Origin of the sequence: Nocardioides sp. 1609 (assembly GCF_004522105.1) — a bacterium.
Taxonomy (GTDB): domain Bacteria; phylum Actinomycetota; class Actinomycetes; order Propionibacteriales; family Nocardioidaceae; genus Nocardioides.
Map to the genome: position 1 here is coordinate 526,115 of NZ_SPUJ01000003.1, position 21,494 is coordinate 547,608.

General features: G+C 72.3%; 23 protein-coding genes. 7 read left to right on the forward strand and 16 right to left on the reverse strand.

From position 1 onward, the window contains the following. Positions 1 to 116 precede the first annotated feature (116 nt). On the reverse strand, positions 117 to 1,715 hold the full coding sequence (locus E4623_RS08750; protein ID WP_134766116.1) for an ABC-F family ATP-binding cassette domain-containing protein: 1,599 nt from the start codon (positions 1,713 to 1,715) through the stop codon (positions 117 to 119). An 84-nt stretch (positions 1,716 to 1,799) separates the two neighbouring features. On the opposite strand from E4623_RS08750, the gene E4623_RS08755 reads away from it, so the two are divergent. Next, positions 1,800 to 2,735 carry a neutral zinc metallopeptidase gene (locus tag E4623_RS08755; protein ID WP_134766117.1) on the forward strand — a complete coding sequence of 312 codons (936 nt, stop codon included), beginning with the start codon at positions 1,800 to 1,802 and terminating at the stop codon, positions 2,733 to 2,735. Positions 2,736 to 2,763: 28 nt separating this feature from the next. On the opposite strand, the gene E4623_RS08760 is transcribed toward E4623_RS08755, so the two are convergent. Genes E4623_RS08760 through E4623_RS08770 form a run of 3 tightly spaced genes read right to left on the reverse strand, consistent with a single transcriptional unit; the run spans position 2,764 to position 4,812 of the window. Beyond that, a complete protein-coding gene (locus tag E4623_RS08760; protein ID WP_134766118.1) occupies positions 2,764 to 3,681 on the reverse strand; it encodes a phosphotransferase in 918 nt (305 codons plus the stop codon). Between the two features lie 10 nt (positions 3,682 to 3,691). Continuing rightward, positions 3,692 to 4,201 (reverse strand): metallophosphoesterase, encoded by a 510-nt coding sequence (locus tag E4623_RS08765; RefSeq protein ID WP_134766119.1) that lies wholly within the window; start codon positions 4,199 to 4,201, stop codon positions 3,692 to 3,694. Further along, complete coding sequence (locus E4623_RS08770; protein ID WP_134766120.1) at positions 4,198 to 4,812, reverse strand: acVLRF1 family peptidyl-tRNA hydrolase; 615 nt, start codon at positions 4,810 to 4,812, stop codon at positions 4,198 to 4,200. Before E4623_RS08770 ends, E4623_RS08765 begins: the two co-directional genes overlap by 4 nt. Positions 4,813 to 4,867: 55 nt before the next feature. On the opposite strand from E4623_RS08770, the gene E4623_RS08775 reads away from it, so the two are divergent. After that, positions 4,868 to 5,371 carry a sigma factor-like helix-turn-helix DNA-binding protein gene (locus tag E4623_RS08775; RefSeq protein ID WP_134766121.1) on the forward strand — a complete coding sequence of 168 codons (504 nt, stop codon included), beginning with the start codon at positions 4,868 to 4,870 and terminating at the stop codon, positions 5,369 to 5,371. Then, positions 5,368 to 6,429: a hypothetical protein gene (locus E4623_RS08780; protein WP_134766122.1), complete on the forward strand. Its 1,062-nt coding sequence runs from the start codon at positions 5,368 to 5,370 to the stop codon at positions 6,427 to 6,429. Before E4623_RS08775 ends, E4623_RS08780 begins: the two co-directional genes overlap by 4 nt. On the opposite strand, the gene E4623_RS08785 is transcribed toward E4623_RS08780, so the two are convergent. The 11 genes from E4623_RS08785 to E4623_RS08835 all read right to left on the reverse strand — a co-directional run bounded on the left by E4623_RS08785 (position 6,426) and on the right by E4623_RS08835 (position 15,352). Beyond that, positions 6,426 to 6,905: a DUF4395 domain-containing protein gene (locus tag E4623_RS08785; protein WP_134766123.1), complete on the reverse strand. Its 480-nt coding sequence runs from the start codon at positions 6,903 to 6,905 to the stop codon at positions 6,426 to 6,428. The two genes, E4623_RS08780 and E4623_RS08785, sit on opposite strands and share 4 nt — an antisense overlap. 926 nt (positions 6,906 to 7,831) lie before the next feature. Beyond that, positions 7,832 to 8,221, reverse strand: a complete 390-nt coding sequence (locus E4623_RS08790) for a metal-sulfur cluster assembly factor (RefSeq protein ID WP_134766124.1) — start codon at positions 8,219 to 8,221, stop codon at positions 7,832 to 7,834. Next, complete coding sequence (gene sufU / locus E4623_RS08795; protein ID WP_134766125.1) at positions 8,214 to 8,672, reverse strand: Fe-S cluster assembly sulfur transfer protein SufU; 459 nt, start codon at positions 8,670 to 8,672, stop codon at positions 8,214 to 8,216. Before sufU ends, E4623_RS08790 begins: the two co-directional genes overlap by 8 nt. Positions 8,673 to 8,675: 3 nt before the next feature. Further along, the gene (locus E4623_RS08800) at positions 8,676 to 9,941 is read right to left on the reverse strand and encodes a cysteine desulfurase (protein WP_134766126.1); all 1,266 of its coding nucleotides are present in this window, start codon (positions 9,939 to 9,941) and stop codon (positions 8,676 to 8,678) included. 41 nt (positions 9,942 to 9,982) lie between these two features. After that, entirely contained in the window at positions 9,983 to 10,741 is a 759-nt protein-coding gene (sufC, locus tag E4623_RS08805) for a Fe-S cluster assembly ATPase SufC (RefSeq protein WP_134766127.1), read from the reverse strand. Beyond that, positions 10,738 to 11,103 carry a non-heme iron oxygenase ferredoxin subunit gene (locus tag E4623_RS08810; RefSeq protein ID WP_348537286.1) on the reverse strand — a complete coding sequence of 122 codons (366 nt, stop codon included), beginning with the start codon at positions 11,101 to 11,103 and terminating at the stop codon, positions 10,738 to 10,740. Before E4623_RS08810 ends, sufC begins: the two co-directional genes overlap by 4 nt. Then, positions 11,100 to 12,293, reverse strand: a complete 1,194-nt coding sequence (gene sufD / locus E4623_RS08815; protein ID WP_245154976.1) for a Fe-S cluster assembly protein SufD — start codon at positions 12,291 to 12,293, stop codon at positions 11,100 to 11,102. Before sufD ends, E4623_RS08810 begins: the two co-directional genes overlap by 4 nt. A 61-nt stretch (positions 12,294 to 12,354) precedes the next feature. Continuing rightward, positions 12,355 to 13,773, reverse strand: a complete 1,419-nt coding sequence (gene sufB / locus E4623_RS08820) for a Fe-S cluster assembly protein SufB (protein WP_134766129.1) — start codon at positions 13,771 to 13,773, stop codon at positions 12,355 to 12,357. Beyond that, the gene (locus tag E4623_RS08825; RefSeq protein ID WP_134766130.1) at positions 13,770 to 14,465 is read right to left on the reverse strand and encodes a helix-turn-helix domain-containing protein; all 696 of its coding nucleotides are present in this window, start codon (positions 14,463 to 14,465) and stop codon (positions 13,770 to 13,772) included. Before E4623_RS08825 ends, sufB begins: the two co-directional genes overlap by 4 nt. A gap of 130 nt (positions 14,466 to 14,595) precedes the next feature. After that, complete coding sequence (locus E4623_RS08830) at positions 14,596 to 14,994, reverse strand: hypothetical protein (protein WP_134766131.1); 399 nt, start codon at positions 14,992 to 14,994, stop codon at positions 14,596 to 14,598. Beyond that, on the reverse strand, positions 14,987 to 15,352 hold the full coding sequence (locus E4623_RS08835; protein ID WP_134766132.1) for a hypothetical protein: 366 nt from the start codon (positions 15,350 to 15,352) through the stop codon (positions 14,987 to 14,989). Before E4623_RS08835 ends, E4623_RS08830 begins: the two co-directional genes overlap by 8 nt. Before the next feature lie 129 nt (positions 15,353 to 15,481). On the opposite strand from E4623_RS08835, the gene E4623_RS08840 reads away from it, so the two are divergent. From E4623_RS08840 to E4623_RS08850, 3 genes are read left to right on the forward strand one after another with little or no spacing between them, the layout of a single operon-like run. Continuing rightward, positions 15,482 to 16,450 carry an ABC transporter ATP-binding protein gene (locus E4623_RS08840; RefSeq protein ID WP_245154977.1) on the forward strand — a complete coding sequence of 323 codons (969 nt, stop codon included), beginning with the start codon at positions 15,482 to 15,484 and terminating at the stop codon, positions 16,448 to 16,450. Beyond that, positions 16,447 to 17,244, forward strand: a complete 798-nt coding sequence (locus E4623_RS08845; protein WP_134766133.1) for an ABC transporter permease — start codon at positions 16,447 to 16,449, stop codon at positions 17,242 to 17,244. Before E4623_RS08840 ends, E4623_RS08845 begins: the two co-directional genes overlap by 4 nt. Further along, positions 17,235 to 18,155 (forward strand): COX15/CtaA family protein, encoded by a 921-nt coding sequence (locus E4623_RS08850; protein WP_134766134.1) that lies wholly within the window; start codon positions 17,235 to 17,237, stop codon positions 18,153 to 18,155. The genes E4623_RS08845 and E4623_RS08850 overlap by 10 nt, the downstream gene beginning before the upstream one ends. Before the next feature lie 154 nt (positions 18,156 to 18,309). Here E4623_RS08850 and E4623_RS08855 read toward each other — a convergent pair whose 3' ends face one another. Further along, the gene (locus tag E4623_RS08855; protein WP_134766135.1) at positions 18,310 to 19,260 is read right to left on the reverse strand and encodes a heme o synthase; all 951 of its coding nucleotides are present in this window, start codon (positions 19,258 to 19,260) and stop codon (positions 18,310 to 18,312) included. A 124-nt stretch (positions 19,261 to 19,384) separates the two neighbouring features. On the opposite strand from E4623_RS08855, the gene tkt reads away from it, so the two are divergent. Continuing rightward, entirely contained in the window at positions 19,385 to 21,487 is a 2,103-nt protein-coding gene (tkt, locus tag E4623_RS08860; protein ID WP_134766136.1) for a transketolase, read from the forward strand. The last annotated feature ends 7 nt before the right edge of the window (positions 21,488 to 21,494 follow it).

Genomic DNA, 21,494 nt, shown 5'->3' on the forward strand with positions numbered 1-21,494 from the left:
TCGAGCACGCGAGCCCCGGCGAGCGCCGACGCAACCCCGGCCCTCCCAGACCGACCACAGCGGCCGGCCCTGCTCGCTCCGGCCCTGCTCGCTCCGGTCTGCTCGCGTCCGGAGGGTCAGGCCAGGGACACCAGGTCGGCGTACTCGTCGTTCCAGAGGTCCTCGTCGCCGTCGGGGAGCAGCAGCACCCGGTCGGGCTCGAGCGCACGGACGGCGCCCTCGTCGTGGGTGACCAGGATGATCGCGCCCTCGTAGGTGCGGATGGCGGCCAACACCTCCTCCCGGGAGGCGGGGTCGAGGTTGTTGGTGGGCTCGTCGAGCAGCAGCACGTTGGCGCTGGAGACGACGAGGGAGGCCAGCGCGAGGCGGGTCTTCTCCCCACCCGAGAGCACGGCGGCCGGCTTGTTGGCGTCGTCACCGGAGAAGAGGAACGAGCCCAGCACCGAGCGCGCCTCGGTGTCGGTGAGCTGCGGGGCGGCACTCTGCATGTTCTCGAGGACCGTGCGCGAGGTGTCGAGGGTCTCGTGCTCCTGGGCGTAGTAGCCCAGCTTGAGCCCGTGTCCGGGCGTCACGACGCCGGTGTCGGGGCGGTCGACGCCGGCGAGGATGCGGAGCATCGTGGTCTTGCCGGCGCCGTTCAGCCCCAGGATGACGACACGGGAGCCCTTGTCGATGGCGAGGTCGACGTCGGTGAAGACCTCCAGCGACCCGTAGGACTTCGACAGCTCGGCGCCGGTGAGCGGCGTCTTGCCGCACGGCGCGGGAGCGGGGAACTTGATCCGCGCCACCTTGTCGGCCTGCCGCTCGCCCTCGAGGCCGGCCATCATCTTCTCGGCCCGCTTGAGCATCGACTGGGCGGCGACCGCCTTCGACGCCTTGGCGCGCATCTTGTTGGCCTGGTCGGTGAGGGTCTTCGCCTTGGACTCGGCGTTCGCACGCTCGCGCTTGCGCCGCTTCTCGTCGGTCTCGCGCTGGGTCTGGTAGTGCCGCCACCCCATGTTGTAGACGTCCATGACGCAACGGTTGGCGTCGAGGTGCAGGACCCTGTTGACGGTCTCCTCGAGGAGCGCGTTGTCGTGGCTGATCACGATGAACCCGCCCTTGTGGGACTTCAGGAAGTCGCGCAGCCAGACGATCGAGTCGGCGTCGAGGTGGTTGGTCGGCTCGTCGAGGATGAGCACCTCGGCGTCCGAGAAGAGGATCCGGGCCAGCTCGACGCGCCGCCGCTGGCCGCCGGAGAGCGTCTTGAGCGGCTGGTTGAGGATGCGGTCCTCGATGCCGAGGCTGGCCGCGATCGTGGCAGCCTCCGACTCCGCGGCGTACCCGCCACCGGCGTGCATCTCGTCGTCGGCGCGCGTGTAGCGCTTCATCGCCTTCTCGCGGACGTTCGGGTCGTCGCTGGCCATCTGCACCTCGGCGTCGCGCATCTTGCGGACGACGGCGTCCAGGCCGCGCGCGGAGAGGATCCGGTCGCGGGCGAGGGTCTCGGGGTCGCCGGTACGAGGGTCCTGGGGGAGGTAGCCGACCTCGCCGGTGCGCGTGACGTTGCCGGCGGCGGGCAGCGACTCGCCGGCGAGGATCTTGGTCAGGGTGGTCTTGCCGGCGCCGTTGCGGCCGACGAGCCCGACCTTGTCGCCGGCGGCGACGCGGAAGGAGACGTCCTCCATGAGGAGCCGGGCACCGGCCCGGACCTCGAGCTGATGAGCGGTGATCATTGTGAGTCCGATTCTACGGTCGGCACGCGCCCACACCCCCATCGGTGAGCGACCGACGGGTGCGGTCGGGTCTACATTGCCGTCATGCGCTTCAACCCCAAGGCCCGTCTCGACACCGGACGCGTCTCCGACGCAGGGCGTGGCGGCGGCGGTGGCGGCGGTGGGGGCGGCGGCTCCCGGCTGCCGATCCCCGGCGGCATGGCCGGTGGCGGTGGCGTCATCGGCGTGATCGCGATCGTGATCTTCGTCGCCGTCCAGCTGCTGGGCGGCGGGGGCGGCGGCGGCGGGGGCGTTGCGGGCGGCGGGCTGAGCGCGGGCAAGTTCACCGACACCGGGCGCTACGCCGACTGCAGGACCGGCGAGGACGCCAACGACAGCGCCGACTGCGCCCGCGTCGCCGTGGAGAACTCCCTGACCGACTTCTGGGGCGACACGCTGGGCACCGACTTCCGCCCCGAGGAGAAGATCGTGACCTTCGAGGGCTCGATCGACACCGGCTGCGGCGGCGCGACGTCGTCCGTCGGGCCGTTCTACTGCCCGGGCGACGAGACGATCTACCTCGACGACGCGTTCTTCTCCGACGTCCTGGTCGGCCAGCTCAAGGGACCCGAGGGCGCCTTCGTCGAGCCGTACGTGCTCGCCCACGAGTACGGCCACCACATCTCCAACCTGATCGGAACCCTCGGGCAGGTCACGGGCGAGACCGGCCCGCAGAGCACCGGCGTCCGCCTCGAGCTCCAGGCCGACTGCTTCGCCGGCATGTGGGCCAAGCACGCCACCGAGACCGAGGACGCCACCGGCAACGTGCTACTCCTCGACCTCACCGACGACGACATCGCCACCGCCCTCGACGCCGCCAAGACCGTCGGCGACGACTACATCCAGAAGCGCAGCGGCGGCTCGGTCGACGAGGAGGTCTGGACCCACGGCTCCTCGGCCCAGCGCCAGAAGTGGTTCCAGGTCGGTTACACCCAGGGCACCATGCAGGCCTGCGACACCTTCGGCGCCTCCCGCGTCTGACCCTCCCCAGGCCCGGGCGCCGGTCGGCTCACCAGCCGAGGAGGGCCTCGACGGCGGTGGCCTGGCGCTGCAGGGCGCGCAGGTACGGCGCCACGGCGGGGTGGCGGAACTTGCCGGCGAGGGCGCCCTCGCCGCCGGCCACGCGGGCCAGCGCCCACTCGGCGCGGGTGAACGCCGTGTAGACGGCGCTGACCCGGGCGCCGAGGACGACGTCGTCGCGGTCGACGTGGCCCGCCGGGCCGTCAGCCAGACCCATCAGGTAGGCGTCGAGCAGCGGCTCGAACTCCTCGCGCGCGGTCAGCGAGAAGTAGCCGAGGTCGCAGCCGACCGGTCCGAGACCGAGGGTCGCCCAGTCGATCGCGACGGCGTCGTCGCCGTCGCGGCCCGGCACGTTCACGTGGGACGGGTCACCGTGCTGCGCGACGGCGGGCAGCGCGTCGAGCAGGTCGAGGAACGACCCCCGCCGCGACCACAGGTGGTCGGCGACGTCGGCCGCGGTCGTCCGGGCGAGCGTGGGCCACCCACCCGCCCGGCGCTCGGTGCGGGCGAGCCGCTGGCGGAGCAGGTCCTGGGCGAGGAACCGCGGCCGGGGCAGCGCGACGCCGGCGAAGCGTCCCAGCGCCATCGCCACGAACAGCCCGCTCGCGGCAGCGTCCTCCACCCACGGGCGGGTGATGGTGACCCCCTCGGCGTCCTCCTCGACCGAGGCGGGAACCCCGCGCAGACCGCGGGTCGCGGCGACCAGGCCGGTCGAGAGCACGTCGGCCTCGCGCCGCCAGTACGCCGGGTGGGTGGGGTCCGAGAGCTCGGCGGCGTCGCCGTGCAGGGGCGCCGCCAGCCGCTTGATCACGACGGGGTGGTCGCCGAGCGCGGCGCGCCACACCCCGACCGTCGACGTACCGGTGCCGCCGGGCAGGGCGTGCCACCCCGGCTCGGGCTCCCACATGGCTCGGAACCTACTGGACGCGGGGCGGCAGACGGTGGAGCCGCACGTCGGCCAGCGCGCCGTCCTGGGCCGTCAGCGTCAGGTAGGTGCAGTGCGGCTGGCGCCGCCGGTCCGTCGGCGAGCCCGGGTTGAGCAGCCGCAGGCCCCGCGGGGTCGTGGTGTCCCAGGGGATGTGGCTGTGCCCGAAGACCAGGACGTCGGCGTCGGGGTGGGCCGCCTCGCACCGCTGCTCGCGCCCCTGCCTGCCGCCCGTCTCGTGCACCACCGCGAAGCGCACCCCGCCGATCCGGGCGGTCGCGACCTCGGGGAGCCGGGCCCGCAGGTCGGGGCCGTCGTTGTTGCCGAACACCCCCACGACGCGGCGCGCCCGCTCCTCGAGCCGGTCGAGGGTGGCGAGGTCGACCCAGTCGCCGGCGTGCACCACGACGTCGGCCGCCTCGATCTGCTCCCACAGCTCGGGCGGCAGGTCGCGAGCGCGCCTGGGCAGGTGGGTGTCGGCGATGACCAGGACGTGGGTCATGCGTTGACGACCTCGACCTGCAGGGCCGTGGCGTCGGCGACGGCCTGCTCCAGCACCGAGCGTCGCGGGTCCGGGACGGCCAGCCACGGCGCGACCACGACCGCACCGCGCAGCCGCGGGTCGCCCAGGACCTCGTCGACCGCGCCGTGGTCTCCCCCGGTGACGAGGGGGCCGCGCAGCCCGCCGAGGATGCGCGCCGCGTGGTCGGCGGCCGCCTCGTAGGCCTGTCGCGCCTGGTTGTCGCGGCGTCGGGCGAAGCGCTGCTGCGACTGCCCGCCGGCCTTGGTGCGGCCCTGGACGTGTCGCTGGCCGGTCTTCGACTCCCCCAGCGTCGTGCCGCTGAGCCGGGCCATGGCGAAGCCGCCCTTGCGCACCAGCAGCACCCCCCAGTCGTCGGGGACGACGACGTGGTCGGCCACCTCGGCCGGGACGCCGGCGTACCCGGCGTCGAGGGGGAGGTCGAACGGCAACCGCACGGCGAAGCGCGACCCGTCCTCCGCGGTGCCGGTCACGGCGCCGTCGGCGACGGCGACGGTGGTCGGACCGTGGCTGCGCTCGAAGTTCTCGACCCACCGGGCCCATCGGGCGGCGGGGACGAGGACGGTGGCCACGTCGGTGACGTTAGCGACCCGGTCCAGGGAACCGGATGGGAGGCTGCCGCGTGTCATGGGTGTGGAGCACGAGGACGAGCAGCAGGTCGAGGAGGTCTACGCCCGCGCGGCGGGGCCGCTGATCGGCCTGCTCACCGTGCTGGGTGGCTCGCGGGCGGACGCCGAGGAGGTCGCGCAGGACGCGTTCGTGCGACTGCTCGAGCACTGGACCAAGGTGCGTGGCTACGACGACGTGGACGCCTGGCTGCGCACCGTCGCCGTCCGGCTGCTGGTCTCGCGGCAACGGCGCCGCAAGGTGGCGACCCTCGGGCTCGGCAGGCTCCGGGCACGGACGACGAGCACCGTCGACGGCCCGGACGGCGTCCGGCTCGACCTCGGTGCCGCGCTGGCCGCGCTGCCGCTCGACCACCGTGCGGTCCTCCTGCTCCACCACGTCCACGACCTGCCGGTCGAGGAGGTCGCCGACCTGCTGCGGGTCCCCGTGGGCACGGTCAAGTCCCGCCTGTCCCGGGCGCGCGCGGCCCTCGCGCCCCGGCTCACCGAAGGGAGCACGCCATGACCGAACCACTCGACCGCCTCGTGCGGGACGCCGTCCCCGCGCACCCGCCACCGTTCGCCGACGTCGTCCGTCGGCACCGGGCCCGGCGGCTGCGGCGACGGGCCGTCGCCGGGGCCGGGGTGGCCGCGGTCGCCGTGGTCGCCCTCGCCCTCGTCGACCGGCCCGGCGCCCCGGACGCCGACGACCCGACGCCGATCGCGAACGACCCGACGACGTCCGAGGTCGTGCCGACCACGGGGCCGACCACGGGGCCGACCACGGGGCCGCTCGCGCCCGACGACGGCGCGGGCGACGCGCCACCTCGTCTGGTGCTCGACGGCACCGACGGGCCGGTGCTCGCGCTCCAGGGCTCCTACTGCTGGGGCGGCACGTGCGCCGACTACGCCTACCCCGATCCCGAGAAGATCCCGCGGGCGGCCCCGGAGGCACCGCTCCGGGCGGCCTTCCCGATGGCCGGCAGGTGGTCCGCGGACGTCACCCCCGACGCGGGCGACCCGGGCTGCGCCAGGTACCCGGTGCTGGTCGAGCCCGACGACGGCGACCAATTGCTGCTGACGCCGTCCGGACCGGGCGGCGAGCGCCTGGGCTCCTACTTCGTGAGACCCGAGGCCGGCGGCGACACCTCGGGGCTGTGGCGGTGGCCGGTCCCCGCCCGTGACGGCGAGACCCTGGCGTGGGTCGACCTGCGCCAGAACACGCCCAGCTCGGGCGGCGAGGCCGGCATCACGCTGTACGTCGACGACGCGGCGGTCGACGGCGACGTCACGGCGTCCGTGGCGATCACGGCCGCGGACGGCTCGGTCGAGACGATCGCCGCGCTGCCGCGCGTCGACCAGCACTGCGACGACGACGGGTTCGTCGAGCTCGGGACGCCCTGGGGGGCGGAGCAGCGACGGATCGACGGAGCCGGACCGGCGCCGTACCGCTACACGGTCGACCTGGTGCTCGACGGCGTCCACCACACGGGCACCGGCACCTGGGCCGGGGGCATCGGCGGGGGCGACACCCGCCTCACCTTCGACCCGCCCCTGCCGGCGTACCGGGGTGGCGCGGGCTAGGTCGCGCGCGACCAGATGTCGTTGCACTCGGCGCACACGTCGTCCGGGACGACGCCGAGCCGGATCAGCCCGGCGAAGGCCAGGCACCCGAGGCAGACCGCCAGGACCGACTCCAGGGTCGCTGCGACGGCCAGGAGCCCGACGAGGGTCCACCCCGCGGTGTCGGCCCCGAGGCTCAGCAGGATCGCCGCCGAGAGCGAGAACGCGAGCCCGACCCCCTGGGCGAACTGCTTGGGCGGCCCGGGGACGACCGTGGGCTCCCCGAGGCGGGGGGCGACGAGCTTCGTCGAGATCAGTCCGAACGGGCTGAGCCGCGGGCCGGCGTACACCCTGAGCGCGAAGCCGAGCGCCATCGGCCACAGGAGCCAGCCGGTCCGCGTCACGAGGGCGACGAGCGCCGTCACGACCACCAGCCCGGCCGTGACGCGCGCGGCCTTCTCGTTCACCGGGTTGGGAAAGGTGTGCCAGCGCGCCATCCGCCCAGCGTAGTTGGCCTCGTCGATCGACAAAGGCAACCTCTACCGGTCGAGCCGTCCTGTCGCTCGGGACCACGCCGGGGTCTCGACTCGGCTCGCTGACGCTCCCCGGCTCGACCACCGGACACCGCTCCGGAACCGCTCCGCCCCGCTGGTCGAGCCGCGGGGACGGAGTCACCGCGAGTCGAGACCACACGCAGGGGTCTCGACTCGGCTCGCTGACGCTCCCCGGCTCGACCACCGGACGCTCGCGCCACGACCACTCCGCAACCGCTGGTCGAGCCGCGGGGACGTAGTCACCGCGAGTCGAGACCACACGCCGAGGTCTCGACTCGGCTCGCTGACGCTCCCCGGTTGACCACCGGAGCCCGCTCCGAGACCACTTCCGGGCTCGACCACCGGACGCTCGCTCCGGAACCGCTCCGCCCCGCTGGTCGAGCCGCGGGGACGTAGTCACCGCGAGTCGAGACCACACGCAGGGGTCTCGACTCGGCTCGCTGACGCTCCCCGGCTCGACCACCGGACACTCGCCCCGGAACCACTCCGCAACCGCTGGTCGAGCCGCGGGGACGTAGTCACCGCGAGTCGAGACCACACGCAGGGGTCTCGACTCGGCTCGCTGACGCTCCCCGGCTCGACCACCGGAGCCCGCTCCGAGACCACGCGCTGGGGTCTCGACTCGGCTCGCTGGCGCTCCCCGGCTCGACCACCGGACACCGGCTCCGAGACCACTCCCAGGCTCGACCGGACACCGCTCCGGAGTCACTCCGTTGGTCGAGCCGCGGGGACGTAGTCACCGCGAGTCGAGACCACACGCAGGGGTCTCGACTCGGCTCGCTGACGCTCCCCGGCTCGACCACCGGAGCCCGCTCCGAGACCACACGCCGGGGTCCCGACTCGGCTCCCCACCCGAGGGCAGGGTCGACTCAGACGTTGAAGCCCAGGGCGCGGAGCTGCTCGCGGCCGTCGTCGGTGATCTTGTCGGGGCCCCACGGCGGCATCCAGACCCAGTTGATGGCGACGTCGTTGACCAGGCCCTCGAGGGCCTGGTTGGTCTGGTCCTGGATGACGTCGGTCAGCGGGCAGGCCGCGGAGGTGAGGGTCATGTCGATGACCAGGTTCGACGAGGCGTCGAGGTGCAGGTCGTAGACGAGGCCCAGGTCGACGACGTTGATGCCGAGCTCGGGGTCGACGACGTCCTTCATCGCCTCGGTCACGTCGTCGACGCTCACGGTCGCCGTGCCGACGCCGGAGCCGGCGCCGGTGGCCTCGGGGACGTCGGGAAGATCGCTGTGGTCGGGCTGGTTGTCAGCCATGCTGTGCCTCCTGGGCTTGGATGAGGGCGTCCTGGTAGGCCATCCAGGACAGTAGTGCGCACTTGATGCGAGCGGTGAGCTTGGCGGCGCCGGCGAAGGCGATGCCGTCCTCGAGCACGTCCTCGTCGGGCTCCACGCGGCCCTTGCCGCGCATCATCTCGAGGAACGCGTCGTGCACCGGTCGCGCCTCGGCGACCGTCTTGCCGATCAGCAGCTCGGTCATCACCGACGCCGAGGCCGACGAGATCGAGCAGCCCTGGTTGTCGTAGGAGATGTCCGCGATCGAGGCGTCGTCGCCCGCGCCGTCGAGGTGCAGCCGCAGCGTCACCTCGTCGCCGCAGGTCGGGTTCACGTGGTGCACCTCGGCCTCGAACGGCTCGCGCAGGCCGGAGTTCAGCCGCCGCTTCGCGTGGTCGAGGATGATGTCCTGGTACAGGTTGTCGAGGTCCACGGTTCAGCCCAACTTGAAGTACGAACGGGTGTATTCCAGCGCCTCCACGAGCGCGTCGATCTCGCCCGGCGTCGTGTAGAGGTACGACGACATGCGGGTCGAGCTCTGGACGCCGTAGCGGGCGTGCGCCGGCTTCGCGCAGTGGTGGCCGGCCCGGACGGCGACGCCGCGCGAGTCGAGCACCTGGGCGACGTCGTGCGGGTGCACGCCGTCGATCTCGAACGAGATCGCGCCGCCGCGCCGCTCGGCGTCGAGCGGGCCGAGGACCCGGAGGCCGGGCACGGTCGCCAGCCCGTCGAGGGCGTAGGCGGTGATCGCGTGCTCGTGGTCGCGGATCGCGTCGAGGCCGAGGTGGGAGAGGTAGTCGACGGCCGCGCCGAGACCGACCGCCTCGGCGATCGGCGGGGTGCCGGCCTCGAACTTGTGCGGGATCGGGGCGTACGTCGAGCGCGCCATCGTCACGGTCTCGATCATCTCGCCGCCACCGAGGAACGGCGGCAGCTCGCCGAGCAGCTCGCTGCTCCCCCACAGGACCCCGATGCCGGTGGGCCCGACGACCTTGTGGCCGGTGAAGACGACGACGTCGGGACGCTCCTCGGGGGCCATCGCAGCCAGGTCGATCCGCAGCTGCGGGGCGGCCTGCGAGGCGTCGACGACGACGATCGCGCCGACCTCGTGGGCCCGCCGGGTCAGCTCCGCGACCGGGTTGATGGTGCCGAGCATGTTGGACACCCAGGTGAACGCGACGACCTTGGTGCGCTCGGTGAGCAGCTCGTCGACGTTCGACAGGTCGAGCTCGCCGCCGTCGGTGAGGCCGAACCAGCGCAGCGTGGCGCCGGTGCGCTCGGTGAGCAGCTGCCACGGCACGATGTTGGAGTGGTGCTCCATCTCGGTGATGACGACCTCGTCGCCCTCCCCGAGCTGGCGCCGGCCCTTCCACGCGAGGGTGTTGGCCACCAGGTTGAGCGCCTCGGAGGCGTTCTTGGTGAAGATCACCTCGTCGCGGCTCGGTGCGCCGAGGAACGCCGCCACCTTGTCGCGACCAGCCTCGAACGCCTCGGTCGCCTCGGCGCCGAGCTGGTGCATCGCCCGGGCGATGTTGGCGTTGTGGTGCTCGAGGTGGTCGACCATCGCGTCGATGACGCACTGCGGCTTCTGGGAGGTGTTGGCGCTGTCGAGGTAGACCAGCGCCCGCCCGTTCGCCAGCGTGCGCTCGAGGATCGGGAAGTCCTTGCGGACGACCTCGAGCTCGGGGAGCAGTCCGTCCATCGCCGTGCCTTCCGTCCTGGGGGTGGTGCCGGTGGGGTGGGTCAGACCGTGGCGGTCAGGAACCGCTCGTAGCCGTTGGCCTCGAGCTCGTCGGCGAGCTCGGGACCGCCGGACTCCGCGACCCGGCCCGCGACGAACACGTGCACGCGGTCGGGCTGGATGTAGCGCAGGATGCGGGTGTAGTGCGTGATCAGCAGGACACCCTTGCCCTCGCGGGCGCGGTAGCGGTTGACGCCCTCGGAGACGACCTTGAGCGCGTCGATGTCGAGGCCGGAGTCGGTCTCGTCGAGGATCGCGATCTTCGGGTCGAGCAGCTCGAGCTGCGCGATCTCGTGGCGCTTCTTCTCGCCACCGGAGAAGCCCTCGTTGACCGAGCGCTGCGCGAAGGAGGGGTCGAGGTCGAGGTCGGCCAACGACTTGTTGACGTCCTTGACCCACGTGCGGAGCTTCGGCGCCTCGCCGTCGATCGCGGTCTTCGCGGTGCGCAGGAAGTTGGTGACCGAGACGCCGGGCACCTCGACGGGGTACTGCATGGCGAGGAACAGCCCGGCGCGGGCGCGCTCGTCGACCGACATCTCCAGGACGTCGACGCCGTCGAGCAGCACGGTGCCGCCGGTGACCTGGTACTTCGGGTGGCCGGCGACCGAGTAGGCCAGGGTCGACTTGCCCGAGCCGTTGGGGCCCATGATCGCGTGCGTCTCACCGTCGCCGATGGTGAGCGTGACGCCCTTGAGGATCTCCTTGGGACCGTCCTCGGTGGTGACCGAGACGTGCAGGTCCTTGATCTCGAGAGTGCTCATTGCGGGGTGGCTCCGTTCAGGGTGGTGGTGGTGTCGACGTAGACGCCGTCCTCGCGGACCTCGACAGGGAAGGTCGCGACGGGTTCGGTGGCCGGCAGCCCGGAGGGCTGGCCGGTGCGGAGGTCGAAGCGCGAGCCGTGCAGCCAGCACTCGATGGTGCAGCTCCCACCGTCGCGCTCGACGTCGCCCTCGCTCAGGGCGACGTGGGCGTGCGTGCACAGGTCCTGGATGGCGAGGAGCTCCTCGCCGTCGCGCGCGATCGCGACGTCGTACTCACCGATGGTGACGGCGAGCGCCTCGTCGGTCGGGACGTCGGCGAGGGCGCAGGCGCGCTGGAAGGTCATCTCGCGGCCGGCGCTCACTGCTCGGTCTCGACGCCCCGGAAGACGTTCTTGGCGAGCTCGTCCTCGACCGTCTCGGTGAGCTTGGCCTCGAGCGACGGCACGCCGATCTTGCGGATGAGGTCCTGGAAGAAGCCGTGCAGCACCAGCCGCTTGGCCTCCTTGTCGGAGATGCCGCGGGTGCGGAGGTAGAACAGCTGCTCGTCGTCGAACCGGGCGGTCGCCGAGGCGTGCCCGGCGCCCTCGATCTCGCCGGTCTCGATCTCGAGGTTCGGCACCGAGTCGGCGTGGCAGCCGTCGGTGAGCACGAGGTTGCGGTTCTCCTCGTAGGTCTCGATGCCCTCGGCGATCTTGCGGATCAGCACGTTCCCGATCCAGACCGTGTGGGCCTTGTCGCCCTGCAGCGCACCCTTGTAGAGCACGTTGCTCTTGGTGCGCGGCTGGTTGTGGTCGGCGAAGAGCCGGTGCTCGAGGTGCTGGCCGGCGTCGGCGAAGTAGAGGCCGAGCAGCTCGGCCGCGCCGCCGGGGGCGTCGTACTCGACGTTGGCGTGCATCCGGACGACGTCGCCGCCGAAGGAGACCGAGGTGTGCCGCACGTGGGCGTCACGGCCGACGCGGATCGCGTCACGGCCGAGGTGGACGGCGTCGTCGGCCCAGTCCTGCAGCGAGACGACGTTGACCTGTGCCCCGTCGCCGACGACGACCGTCGTGGTCGCGACGTAGCGCGCCGAGCCGGTGTGCACGATGGCGATGGTCGCCTTGGCGTGCCGGCCGACGCGGACGACGAGCCGGCCGTAGACGAGGTCGTCGACGGACTCCCCGTGCAGCCGCAGCACGACCGGGTGCTCGTCGTCGAGCTCGAGGTCGGCGGGCACGTCGAGCAGCACCGTGTGGGCCGCGTGCTCGGCCGCCAGCGCGGCGGGCCGGTCGTTGGGCGCCAGCTCGCCGGCGGCGCGGGCCTCCTCGGCCGAGACCTGCGTCAGCGTCACGCCGTCGGGCAGCGTGGAGTCCCAGGTCAGCTGGGTCGCGGACGGCTCACCCTCGAGCATGCCCCGGAGCCGCTTGATCGGCGTGAAGCGCCAGATCTCCTCGCGCCCGGTCGGCAGGGGGTGGTCGGCCAGGTCGTAGGAGGGCGGCGGGTTGAGGTGGGAGAAGGACAGGTGTCCCTGCTCCAGGCTGGCCTCGACGCTCTCGCGGGCAGCATCGGTCACGGTCACAGGCAGGTCTTTCTACGGTCGCTGGTGCGGTTCGGTGGGGTGGGCGGTGCCGGCGTCAGCCGACAGCACCCTCCATCTGCAGCTCGATGAGCCGGTTCAGCTCGAGGGCGTACTCCATGGGGAGCTCCTTGGCGATCGGCTCGACGAAGCCGCGGACGATCATCGCCATCGCCTCGTCCTGCTCCATGCCCCGCGACATCAGGTAGAAGAGCTGGTCGTCGGAGACCTTCGAGACACTCGCCTCGTGGCCCATCGAGACGTCGTCCTCACGGATGTCGACGTAGGGGTAGGTGTCGGACCGGCTGATCTGGTCGACCAGCAGCGCGTCGCAGAGCACGTTCGACTTGGAGCCGTACGCACCCTCGTTGACCTGGATCAGGCCGCGGTACGAGGTGCGCCCACCGCCGCGCGCCACCGACTTCGACAGGATCGAGGACGACGTGTGGGGCGCCGCGTGCACCATCTTGGCGCCGGCGTCCTGGTGCTGGCCCTCGCCGGCGAACGCGATCGAGAGCGTCTCGCCCTTGGCGTGCTCGCCCATCAGGTAGATCGCGGGGTACTTCATCGTCACCTTGGAGCCGATGTTGCCGTCGACCCACTCCATTGTCGCGCCGGCCTCGCAGACCGCCCGCTTGGTGACGAGGTTGTAGACGTTGTTGGACCAGTTCTGGATGGTCGTGTAGCGGCAGCGGCCGCCCTTCTTGACGATGATCTCGACGACCGCGGAGTGCAGCGAGTCGGAGGAGTAGATCGGCGCGGTGCAGCCCTCGACGTAGTGCACGTAGGCGTCCTCGTCGACGATGATGAGGGTCCGCTCGAACTGGCCCATGTTCTCGGTGTTGATCCGGAAGTAGGCCTGCAGCGGGATGTCGACGTGCACGCCCTTCGGCACGTAGATGAACGAGCCGCCCGACCACACCGAGGTGTTGAGCGCGGAGAACTTGTTGTCGCCGACCGGGATGACGGTGCCGAAGTACTCCTGGAACAGCTCGGGCTGCTCACGCAGGGCGGTGTCGGTGTCGAGGAAGAGCACGCCCTGCTCCTCGAGGTCCTCTCGGATCGAGTGGTAGACGACCTCGGACTCGTACTGGGCGGCGACGCCCGAGACGAGGCGCTGCTTCTCCGCCTCCGGGATGCCGAGCTTGTCGTAGGTGTTCTTGATCTCCTCGGGGAGGTCGTCCCACGTCGCCGCCTGCTTCTCGCTGGAGCGGACGAAGTACTTGATGTTGTCGAAGTCGATGCCACCGAGGTCGGAGCCCCACGTGGGCATGGGCTTGCGGTGGAAGAGCTTGAGGCCCTTCAGGCGCTGGTCGAGCATCCACTGCGGCTCGTTCTTGAGCGCGGAGATGTTGCGGACGACGTCCTCGGACAGGCCGCGCTGCGCGGTGGCGCCGGCCACGTCGGTGTCGGCCCAGCCGAAGTCGTAGCGGCCGATGCCCTTGAGCTCGGGGTTGAGGTCTTCGATGGAGGTCATGAAGTGACCTTCTCCTTCGTCGTCATCGTGATCGGGGTGGAGCCGGGAAGATCGGGGATGCAGGTGGTGCACACGCCGTCGCCGTGGGCGATCGTCGCGAGACGCTGCACGTGGCGGCCGAGGACCCGGCTGATGGCCGCGGTCTCCTCCTCGCACAGCTGGGGGAACTCGTGGGCCACGTGGGACACCGGGCAGTGCTGCTGGCACAGCTGCTCCCCCACGGGGGACTCGCGGACCGTTGCCGCGTAGCCCTCCTCGGTGAACACCCGGGCCAGCACCTCGGCGGGACCGAGGTCGGGGTGCGCCTCGGCGACCTCACCGAAGCGCTCCTCGACGAAACCGGCGCGGCGGCGTGCGAATTCCCGGACGGCGGCGTCGCCACCGGTCTCGGCCAGGAACCGCAGGGCGGCGGCGGCGAGGTCGTCGTACTTCTGGTCGAAGCCGTCGCGACCGGTCTCGGTCAGTGCGAACACCTTCGCCGGGCGGCCGCGGCCGCGACCGGCGGCCTTGCGGGCGTCCCGCGCCTCGACCGCTCCGTCGTCGACCAGCTGGTCGAGGTGACGGCGCACGGCCGCCGGCGTCAGGTCGAGACGCTCGGCCAGGGCCGCGGTGGTGGAGGGCCCGTCGACCAGGATCGACCGCACGACGCGCTGCCGCGTGGTGCTGTCGACACGGTCGGGGGTGAATTCCACAACGCCAGTGTGCCGTTAATGAACTGGCCCGTTCAAGCAAGGCCACCCTTAGCAAGGCGACCCTGCGTGACGAGCGCCACTCGAGCGCCACTCGGGCGCCACTCGGGCGCCACTCGAGCGCTCGCTTGCGTCAGCTCGTCGCGTCGGGCCGGGTGGCCCGCAGCCAGACCAGGCCGAGGAACGGCAGCACCAGCGGGAGGAAGCCGTAGCCCTGGCCGAAGTGCGACCAGACCGTCTTGTCCGGGAACAGCTCGGTGTCGACGTAGGACAGCGTGCCGACCGAGAGGACGCCGAGCAGCTCGACCACGCACGAGCCGACCGCGACCACCCAGGCCCGGCGTCCGCCGAGCAGCAGGCACGTGGTCGCGACGAGGTAGATCACCGCCGCCACGAGCGAGAGCGTGTAGGCGAGCGGCGCCCGGTCGGCGTCGGACCCGAGCTGGACGAGCGAGCGACCCGTGGCGGCCACGGCGAAGACGCCGTACACGAAGACGAGGATCCGACCGGGGCCCGAGGAGAGCTCACGCACCGGAGCCGTCCCAGATCGTCTCGAGGCGCAGCTGCAGCGCGATCACCGTCACGACGGCGACGAGCAGCACCCCGGTGCCGGCGCGGGTGCGCTCGGCGAGCGACCAGAACGCGCCGATCGGGAGGACGAGCAGGTTGCCGACGAGGTAGCTGACGAACAGCACGCCCGACACGTCCCGGTCGGTCTGCGACAGCGACACGGCACCGACGACCAGCTGGACGAGGACGGCGACCTCCACCACGCCGAGCACCACGAACGTGCGGTCCTGGGCGGGCTCGTCGCGGACCAGCAGGACGATGCCCACCACCGCCGCCACGCCGGCGAGCGCGAGGATCGTCGCAGTCAGCCAGTCGGTCACCCGGCAACTGTAGAGAGGCCGGCCGCGGCGACCGGCAGTGGCACGTGCCGCCACGGCGACGTCTCCCCGGCGACGACGACGGATCGTCCCGATGTCCAGGGCCAACCCGGTGGCTCCTACACTTCGTGGGTGTCCGAACCCTTGTCCGTCGGCGGTGCCGACAGCCTCGCGGACGGCGCGGTGACGGTCGACGGGCTCGTGATGCGCTACGGCGACAAGGTGGCCGTCGACGGGCTCAGTCTGAGCGTCGAGGCCCACACCATCACCGCCGTGCTCGGACCGAACGGCGCCGGTAAGACGACGACGCTGGAGACCTGCGAGGGCTACCGGACGCCGCAGCGGGGCACCGTGCGGGTGCTCGGCCTCGACCCGGTGCGCGACCGGCGCGCGCTGCTGCCCCGGATCGGCGTGATGCTGCAGAGCGGCGGCGCGTGGGGCGGCGTCCGCGCGGTCGAGATGCTCCGCCACGTCTCGCGGCTGCACGCCCGCCCGCTCCCGGTCGACATGCTCGTCGAGCGCCTCGGGCTCGCCGACTGCGGGCGGACGCCGTACCGCCGGCTCTCCGGTGGCCAGCAGCAGCGCCTCGGCCTCGCGATGGCGATCGTGGGCCGCCCCGAGCTGGTCTTCGTCGACGAGCCGACCGCCGGGCTCGACCCGGCCGTGCGGCGCACCGTGTGGGAGCTGCTCGAGGAACTCCGCACCGACGGGGTGACCGTCGTCCTGACCACGCACTACATGGACGAGGCCGAGCGGCTCGCCGACCGCGTCCACATCCTCGACAAGGGCACGCTGGTCGCCTCCGGGTCACCGCTGGAGCTGACCCGCGGCGGGTCGGTCGCCACGATCCGCCTCGTCGTCACCCAGCCGTTCCCGCCCGGCGCCCCCGCCTCGCTGACCGCCGCGCTCGGCCCGGCCACCGAGGTCACCCAGCTCGACGCCGTCAGCCTGCTCGTCACCGGCCCGGCCGACGGCTCGACGCTCGCGAAGGTGTCGCGGTGGTGCGAGGCCCACGACGTGCTGCCCGAGTCGCTGACCCTCGGCCAGCGCAAGCTCGAGGACGTCTTCCTCGAGCTCACCGCCCTCCCGGAGACCACATGACTCCCCCGACCACGACCCCGGCGACCACGACCCCGGCGAGGCCGGGCACCTTCGTGCCGGCCCCCGGCGCCGCGCCGATCGCGCGCCAGGTGCTCACCCAGGCATCGATGGAGGCCCGGCTGATGCTCCGCAACGGCGAGCAGCTGCTGCTCGCCGTGGTCATCCCGGTCATCGTGCTGCTCGTCGGCGTCCGCGGCGCCGAGCGCGTCGACCTCGAGTACGGCGTGGAGACCTTCGCCCCCGGCGTCCTCGCCCTCGCGGTGATGTCGACGTCGTTCACGGCGCTGGCGATCGCGACCGGCTTCGAGCGTCGCTACGGCCTCATCAAGCGGCTCGGCACGTCCCCGCTGTCGCGGACCTCGCTGCTGGGCGCCAAGGTGCTCGCGCTGCTGGTCGTCGAGGTCCTCCAGGTCGTCGTCATCGGCGCCGTCGCCCTCGCCCTCGGGTGGGAGCCGGACGCCTCGGTCGTCGGCCTGCTGCTCACCGTGGTGCTCGGCACGTCGGCGTTCGCCTCGCTCGGGCTGCTGCTGGCCGGCTCGCTGCGCGCCGAGGCGACCCTCGCCGCCGCCAACCTGGTCTACCTGCTCCTGATGGCCGGCGGCGCCGTGGTGCTGCCCGCGTCGGCGTACGGCTCCTTCGGCGACGTCGTCGCCTGGCTCCCCTCGGGGGCCCTGGGCGAGGCGATGCGCTCCGCGCTCGACGGCGCCGCCGTCGCCTGGCGCGACCTGCTCGTGCTGGCCGGCTGGACCCTGGTCGGCGCCGCGGCGACCGCGAGGACCTTCAAGTGGGAGTGAAGGTGCTCGACCGGCTCGCCCGCCTCGTCCGCCCGCTCGGCTGGGCCAGCCTGGTCGCCAACATCGCCATCGTGGTCACCGGCGGCGCCGTCCGGCTCACCGGCTCCGGCCTCGGCTGCCCCACGTGGCCCCGCTGCACCGACGAGTCGTTCCGGCCGCACGGCGAGCTGGAGCTGCACTCGGCGATCGAGTTCGGCAACCGGATGCTGACCTTCGTCCTGGCCGCCATCGCGATCGCGACGTTCCTCGCCGCCTGGCGGACCGGGCGCCGCCAGCTCCGCGTCCTCGCGCTCGTCCTCGCCCTCGGCGTCCCCTTCCAGGCGGTGATCGGCGGCATCACCGTCCTCGCCGACCTCAACCCCTGGATCGTGTCGCTGCACCTGCTGCTGTCGATGGCGATGGTCGGCGTCGCCGTGCTCTTCCTCCGCCGCATCGACGACCCGGGCGCCGTCTGGACCCGCGGCCGGACCCAGACCCTCGCCTGGATCACCTTCGCCGCGACCTGGGTGGTCCTCTACCTCGGCACCATCGTCACCGGCGCCGGCCCGCACGCCGGGGACGCCGAGACGCCGCGCAACGGCCTCGACCCGCTCCAGATCAGCCAGCTCCACGCCGACTCGGTGTTCCTGCTCGTCGGCCTCACCGTCGGCCTGCTCCTCGCGACCCGTGCCGGCACGGCGGCCCGCCGCGCCGCCGTGGTGCTGCTCGGCGTCGAGCTCGGCCAGAGCGTGATCGGCTTCGTCCAGTACTTCACCGACCTCCCCGAGATCCTCGTCGGCGCCCACATGCTCGGCGCCGGCGTCATCTCCGCCACCGCCACCGGGGCCGTCCTCGCGGTCGTCCTGCGTCCCGCACCCTCCGCCGTCCCGGCCGTCCCGGCCACCCCGGCCCCGGCGCGCGCAGCGCGGTAGCCCGCCCCGTTCCGCCGAGTCGGCGCGAAGGTGAAGTCCGAGCGCGCCGAGTCGGCGTTCGTGCTCGACGCGAACGCCGACTCGGCGTCGGGGAGACCCAGCGGACCCCGCACCCACCCGACCAGCGGCGAACAGCTCTGCCTGAGGCGGCGGGCTAGCGCGTCAGCAGGGGGTCGAGGGCGACGGCGACGAACAGGAGCGACAGGTACAGGTTCGAGTGGTGGAACAGGCGCATCGGCTGGATCTCGCTGAGGTCCTCGGTGCCGCGGGCGCGGCGCCACATCTTGTGGGCCTCGACCAGGAAGACGGCGCCGAGGACGGCGGCGGCGATCGGGTAGATCGGGCCGGTGCCGGCGACGGGCCAGAGCAGCATCGAGGTGGCGACCATGACCCAGCTGTAGAGGACGATCTGGCGGCCCACCTCGGCGGCCGGACGCACCACGGGCAGCATCGGGACGTCGACGTTGGCGTAGTCCTCGCGGTAGCGCAGGGCGAGGGCCCAGGTGTGCGGCGGCGTCCAGAAGAAGACGACGGCGAAGAGCACGATCGGTACCCAGGACAGCTCGCCGGTGACCGCGGTCCACCCGATGAGGGCCGGGAAGCAGCCGGCGATGCCGCCCCAGACGATGTTCTGGGTGGTGCGGCGCTTGAGGAGCATCGTGTAGCCGAGGACGTAGAAGGCGTTGGCCAGCACCGACAGCGTCGCCGACAGCGGGTTCACCCAGTAGGCCAGGACCGCCGTCGAGAGCACGGCCTGCACGGTCGCGAAGACCAGCGCGGCGCGCGGGGTGACGACGTGGCGCGGCAGGGCACGGCGTCGGGTGCGGCGCATCTGCTCGTCGATGTCGCGGTCGTAGACGCAGTTGAACGTCGAGGCCGACCCCGCGGACAGCGCCCCACCGACGACGGTGGCCACGACCAGGCCGAGGGCCGGGACACCGCGGGCGGCGAAGAACATGACCGGGACGGTCGTCAGGAGCAGCAGCTCGATGACGCGCGGCTTGGTCAGACCGACGTAGGCGGCGACGACGTCCTTGAACGACGCCTCTCCCCGCTCGGGCTCGGGCTGCCGAAGCGCGGGTCGCGACTCGCCGACGTAGGTCACAGAGGTCCTCGGAACATCGTGTCGTGTGGGTGCGGCGGGTGCTCACACCCGCCCAGGCGGTGTGAGTCTAGCTCCCGGGGTGAGTAGGCTCGGCAATGCCCGCGAACCTGTACTGAGGAGCCCTGTGAGCGCCACCCCGAAGCTTGACTGGACCGACCTGGACGACCGCGCCGTCGACACCGCCCGCGTGCTGGCGATGGACGCCGTCCAGAAGGTCGGCAACGGACACCCGGGCACGGCGATGAGCCTCGCGCCGGTCGCCTACCTGCTCTTCCAGAAGGTGATGCGCCACGACCCGGCCGACCCCTCGTGGGTCGCCCGCGACCGGTTCGTCCTGTCGTGCGGCCACTCCTCGATCACCCTCTACACGCAGCTCTTCCTCGGCGGCTTCGGCCTCGAGATCGAGGACCTGAGGGCGCTGCGCACCTGGGGCTCGAAGACCCCCGGCCACCCCGAGCTCGGCCACACCGCCGGCGTCGAGGTCACCACCGGTCCGCTCGGCCAGGGCGTCGCGAACGCCGTCGGCATGGCGATGTCGGGCCGGCGCATCCACGGCCTCCTGGACCCGAAGGCGGCGGCCGGCGAGAGCCTGTTCGACCACCACGTCTACGCGCTCTGCAGCGACGGCGACCTCGAGGAGGGCGTCAGCAGCGAGGCCAGCTCGATCGCCGGCACCCAGGAGCTCGGCAACCTGACCCTCATCTACGACCGCAACCGGATCTCGATCGAGGGCAACACCGACATCGCCTTCACCGAGGACGTCGCCGCGCGCTACCGGGCCTACGGCTGGCACGTGCAGGAGGTCGACTGGACCAACGGCGGCACCGAGTACCGCGAGGACGTCCCGCAGCTGCACCGGGCGATCACCGCGGCCGCCGAGGTCCTCGACCAGCCGTCGTTGATCATCGTCGACACCGTCATCGCCTGGCCCGCACCCAACGCGCAGGGCACCGAGAAGGCGCACGGCAGCGCGCTGGGGGCCGACGAGGTCGCCGCCACGAAGGAGGTCCTCGGCTGGAACCCCGCCGAGAGCTTCGTCGTCTCCGAGGAGGTCCTCGCCCACACCCGCTCGCTGCGCGACCGCGGCGCCGCCTGGGGTGCGGAGTGGGACGAGAAGTACCGCGCGTGGGCCGAGAAGAACGCCGACTCCGCCGCGCTGCTGCACCGGCTCAAGCAGCGCACGCTGCCCGACGGGTTCGCCGAGGCCCTGCCGAGGTTCGAGGCCGACGCCAAGGGCGTCGCGACCCGGTCGGCGTCCGGCAAGGTCATCAACGCGCTCGCGCCGATCATGCCCGAGCTGTGGGGCGGCTCGGCCGACCTCGCCGGCTCCAACAACACGACCATCGAGGGCGTCCCGTCGTTCCTGCCCGTCAGCCGCGGCGTCGAGGAGTGGAAGGCCGACCCGTTCCAGGGTCGCGTGCTCCACTTCGGGATCCGCGAGCACGGCATGGGCGCGATCATGAACGGCATCGCGGCCGACGTCCTGACCCGCGTCTACGGCGGCACGTTCCTGACGTTCTCCGACTACATGCGCGGCGCGGTCCGTGTCGCGGCGCTGAGCGGGCTGCCCGTCACCTACGTCTGGACCCACGACTCCATCGGTCTCGGCGAGGACGGCCCGACCCACCAGCCGATCGAGCACCTGGCCGCGCTCCGCGCGATGCCCGGCCTCGACGTCGTCCGACCGGCCGACGCCAACGAGACCGCGGCCTGCTGGGCCGCGATCCTCGGCCGCACCGACCGGCCCGCCGCGCTCGCACTGACCCGGCAGAACGTGCCGGTGTTCCCGCGCGGCGAGGACGGGTTCGCCGGGCTCGACGACGTCGCCCGCGGCGGCTACGTCCTGATCGACGCCGAGGGCGGCGTCCCGGAGGTCGTCCTGGTCGGCACCGGTTCCGAGGTCCAGCTCGCCGTCGAGGCACGCGAGCTGCTCGCCGCCGACGGCGTGCGGGCCCGGGTCGTCTCGATGCCGTGCCTGGAGTGGTTCGACGAGCAGGACCAGTCCTACCGCGAGACCGTGATCCCGCCCACCGTGAAGGCCCGGGTCTCGGTCGAGGCCGGCGTCAAGCAGGGCTGGCGCGAGATCGTCGGCGACCACGGCCGGATCGTCTCGATCGACCGCTACGGCGCCTCGGCCGACTACGCCCGCATCTACACCGAGTACGGCGTCACCGCGCAGGCCGTGGCCAACGCCGCCCGCGACAGCATCACGGTCGCCAACGGCTGAGACCCAG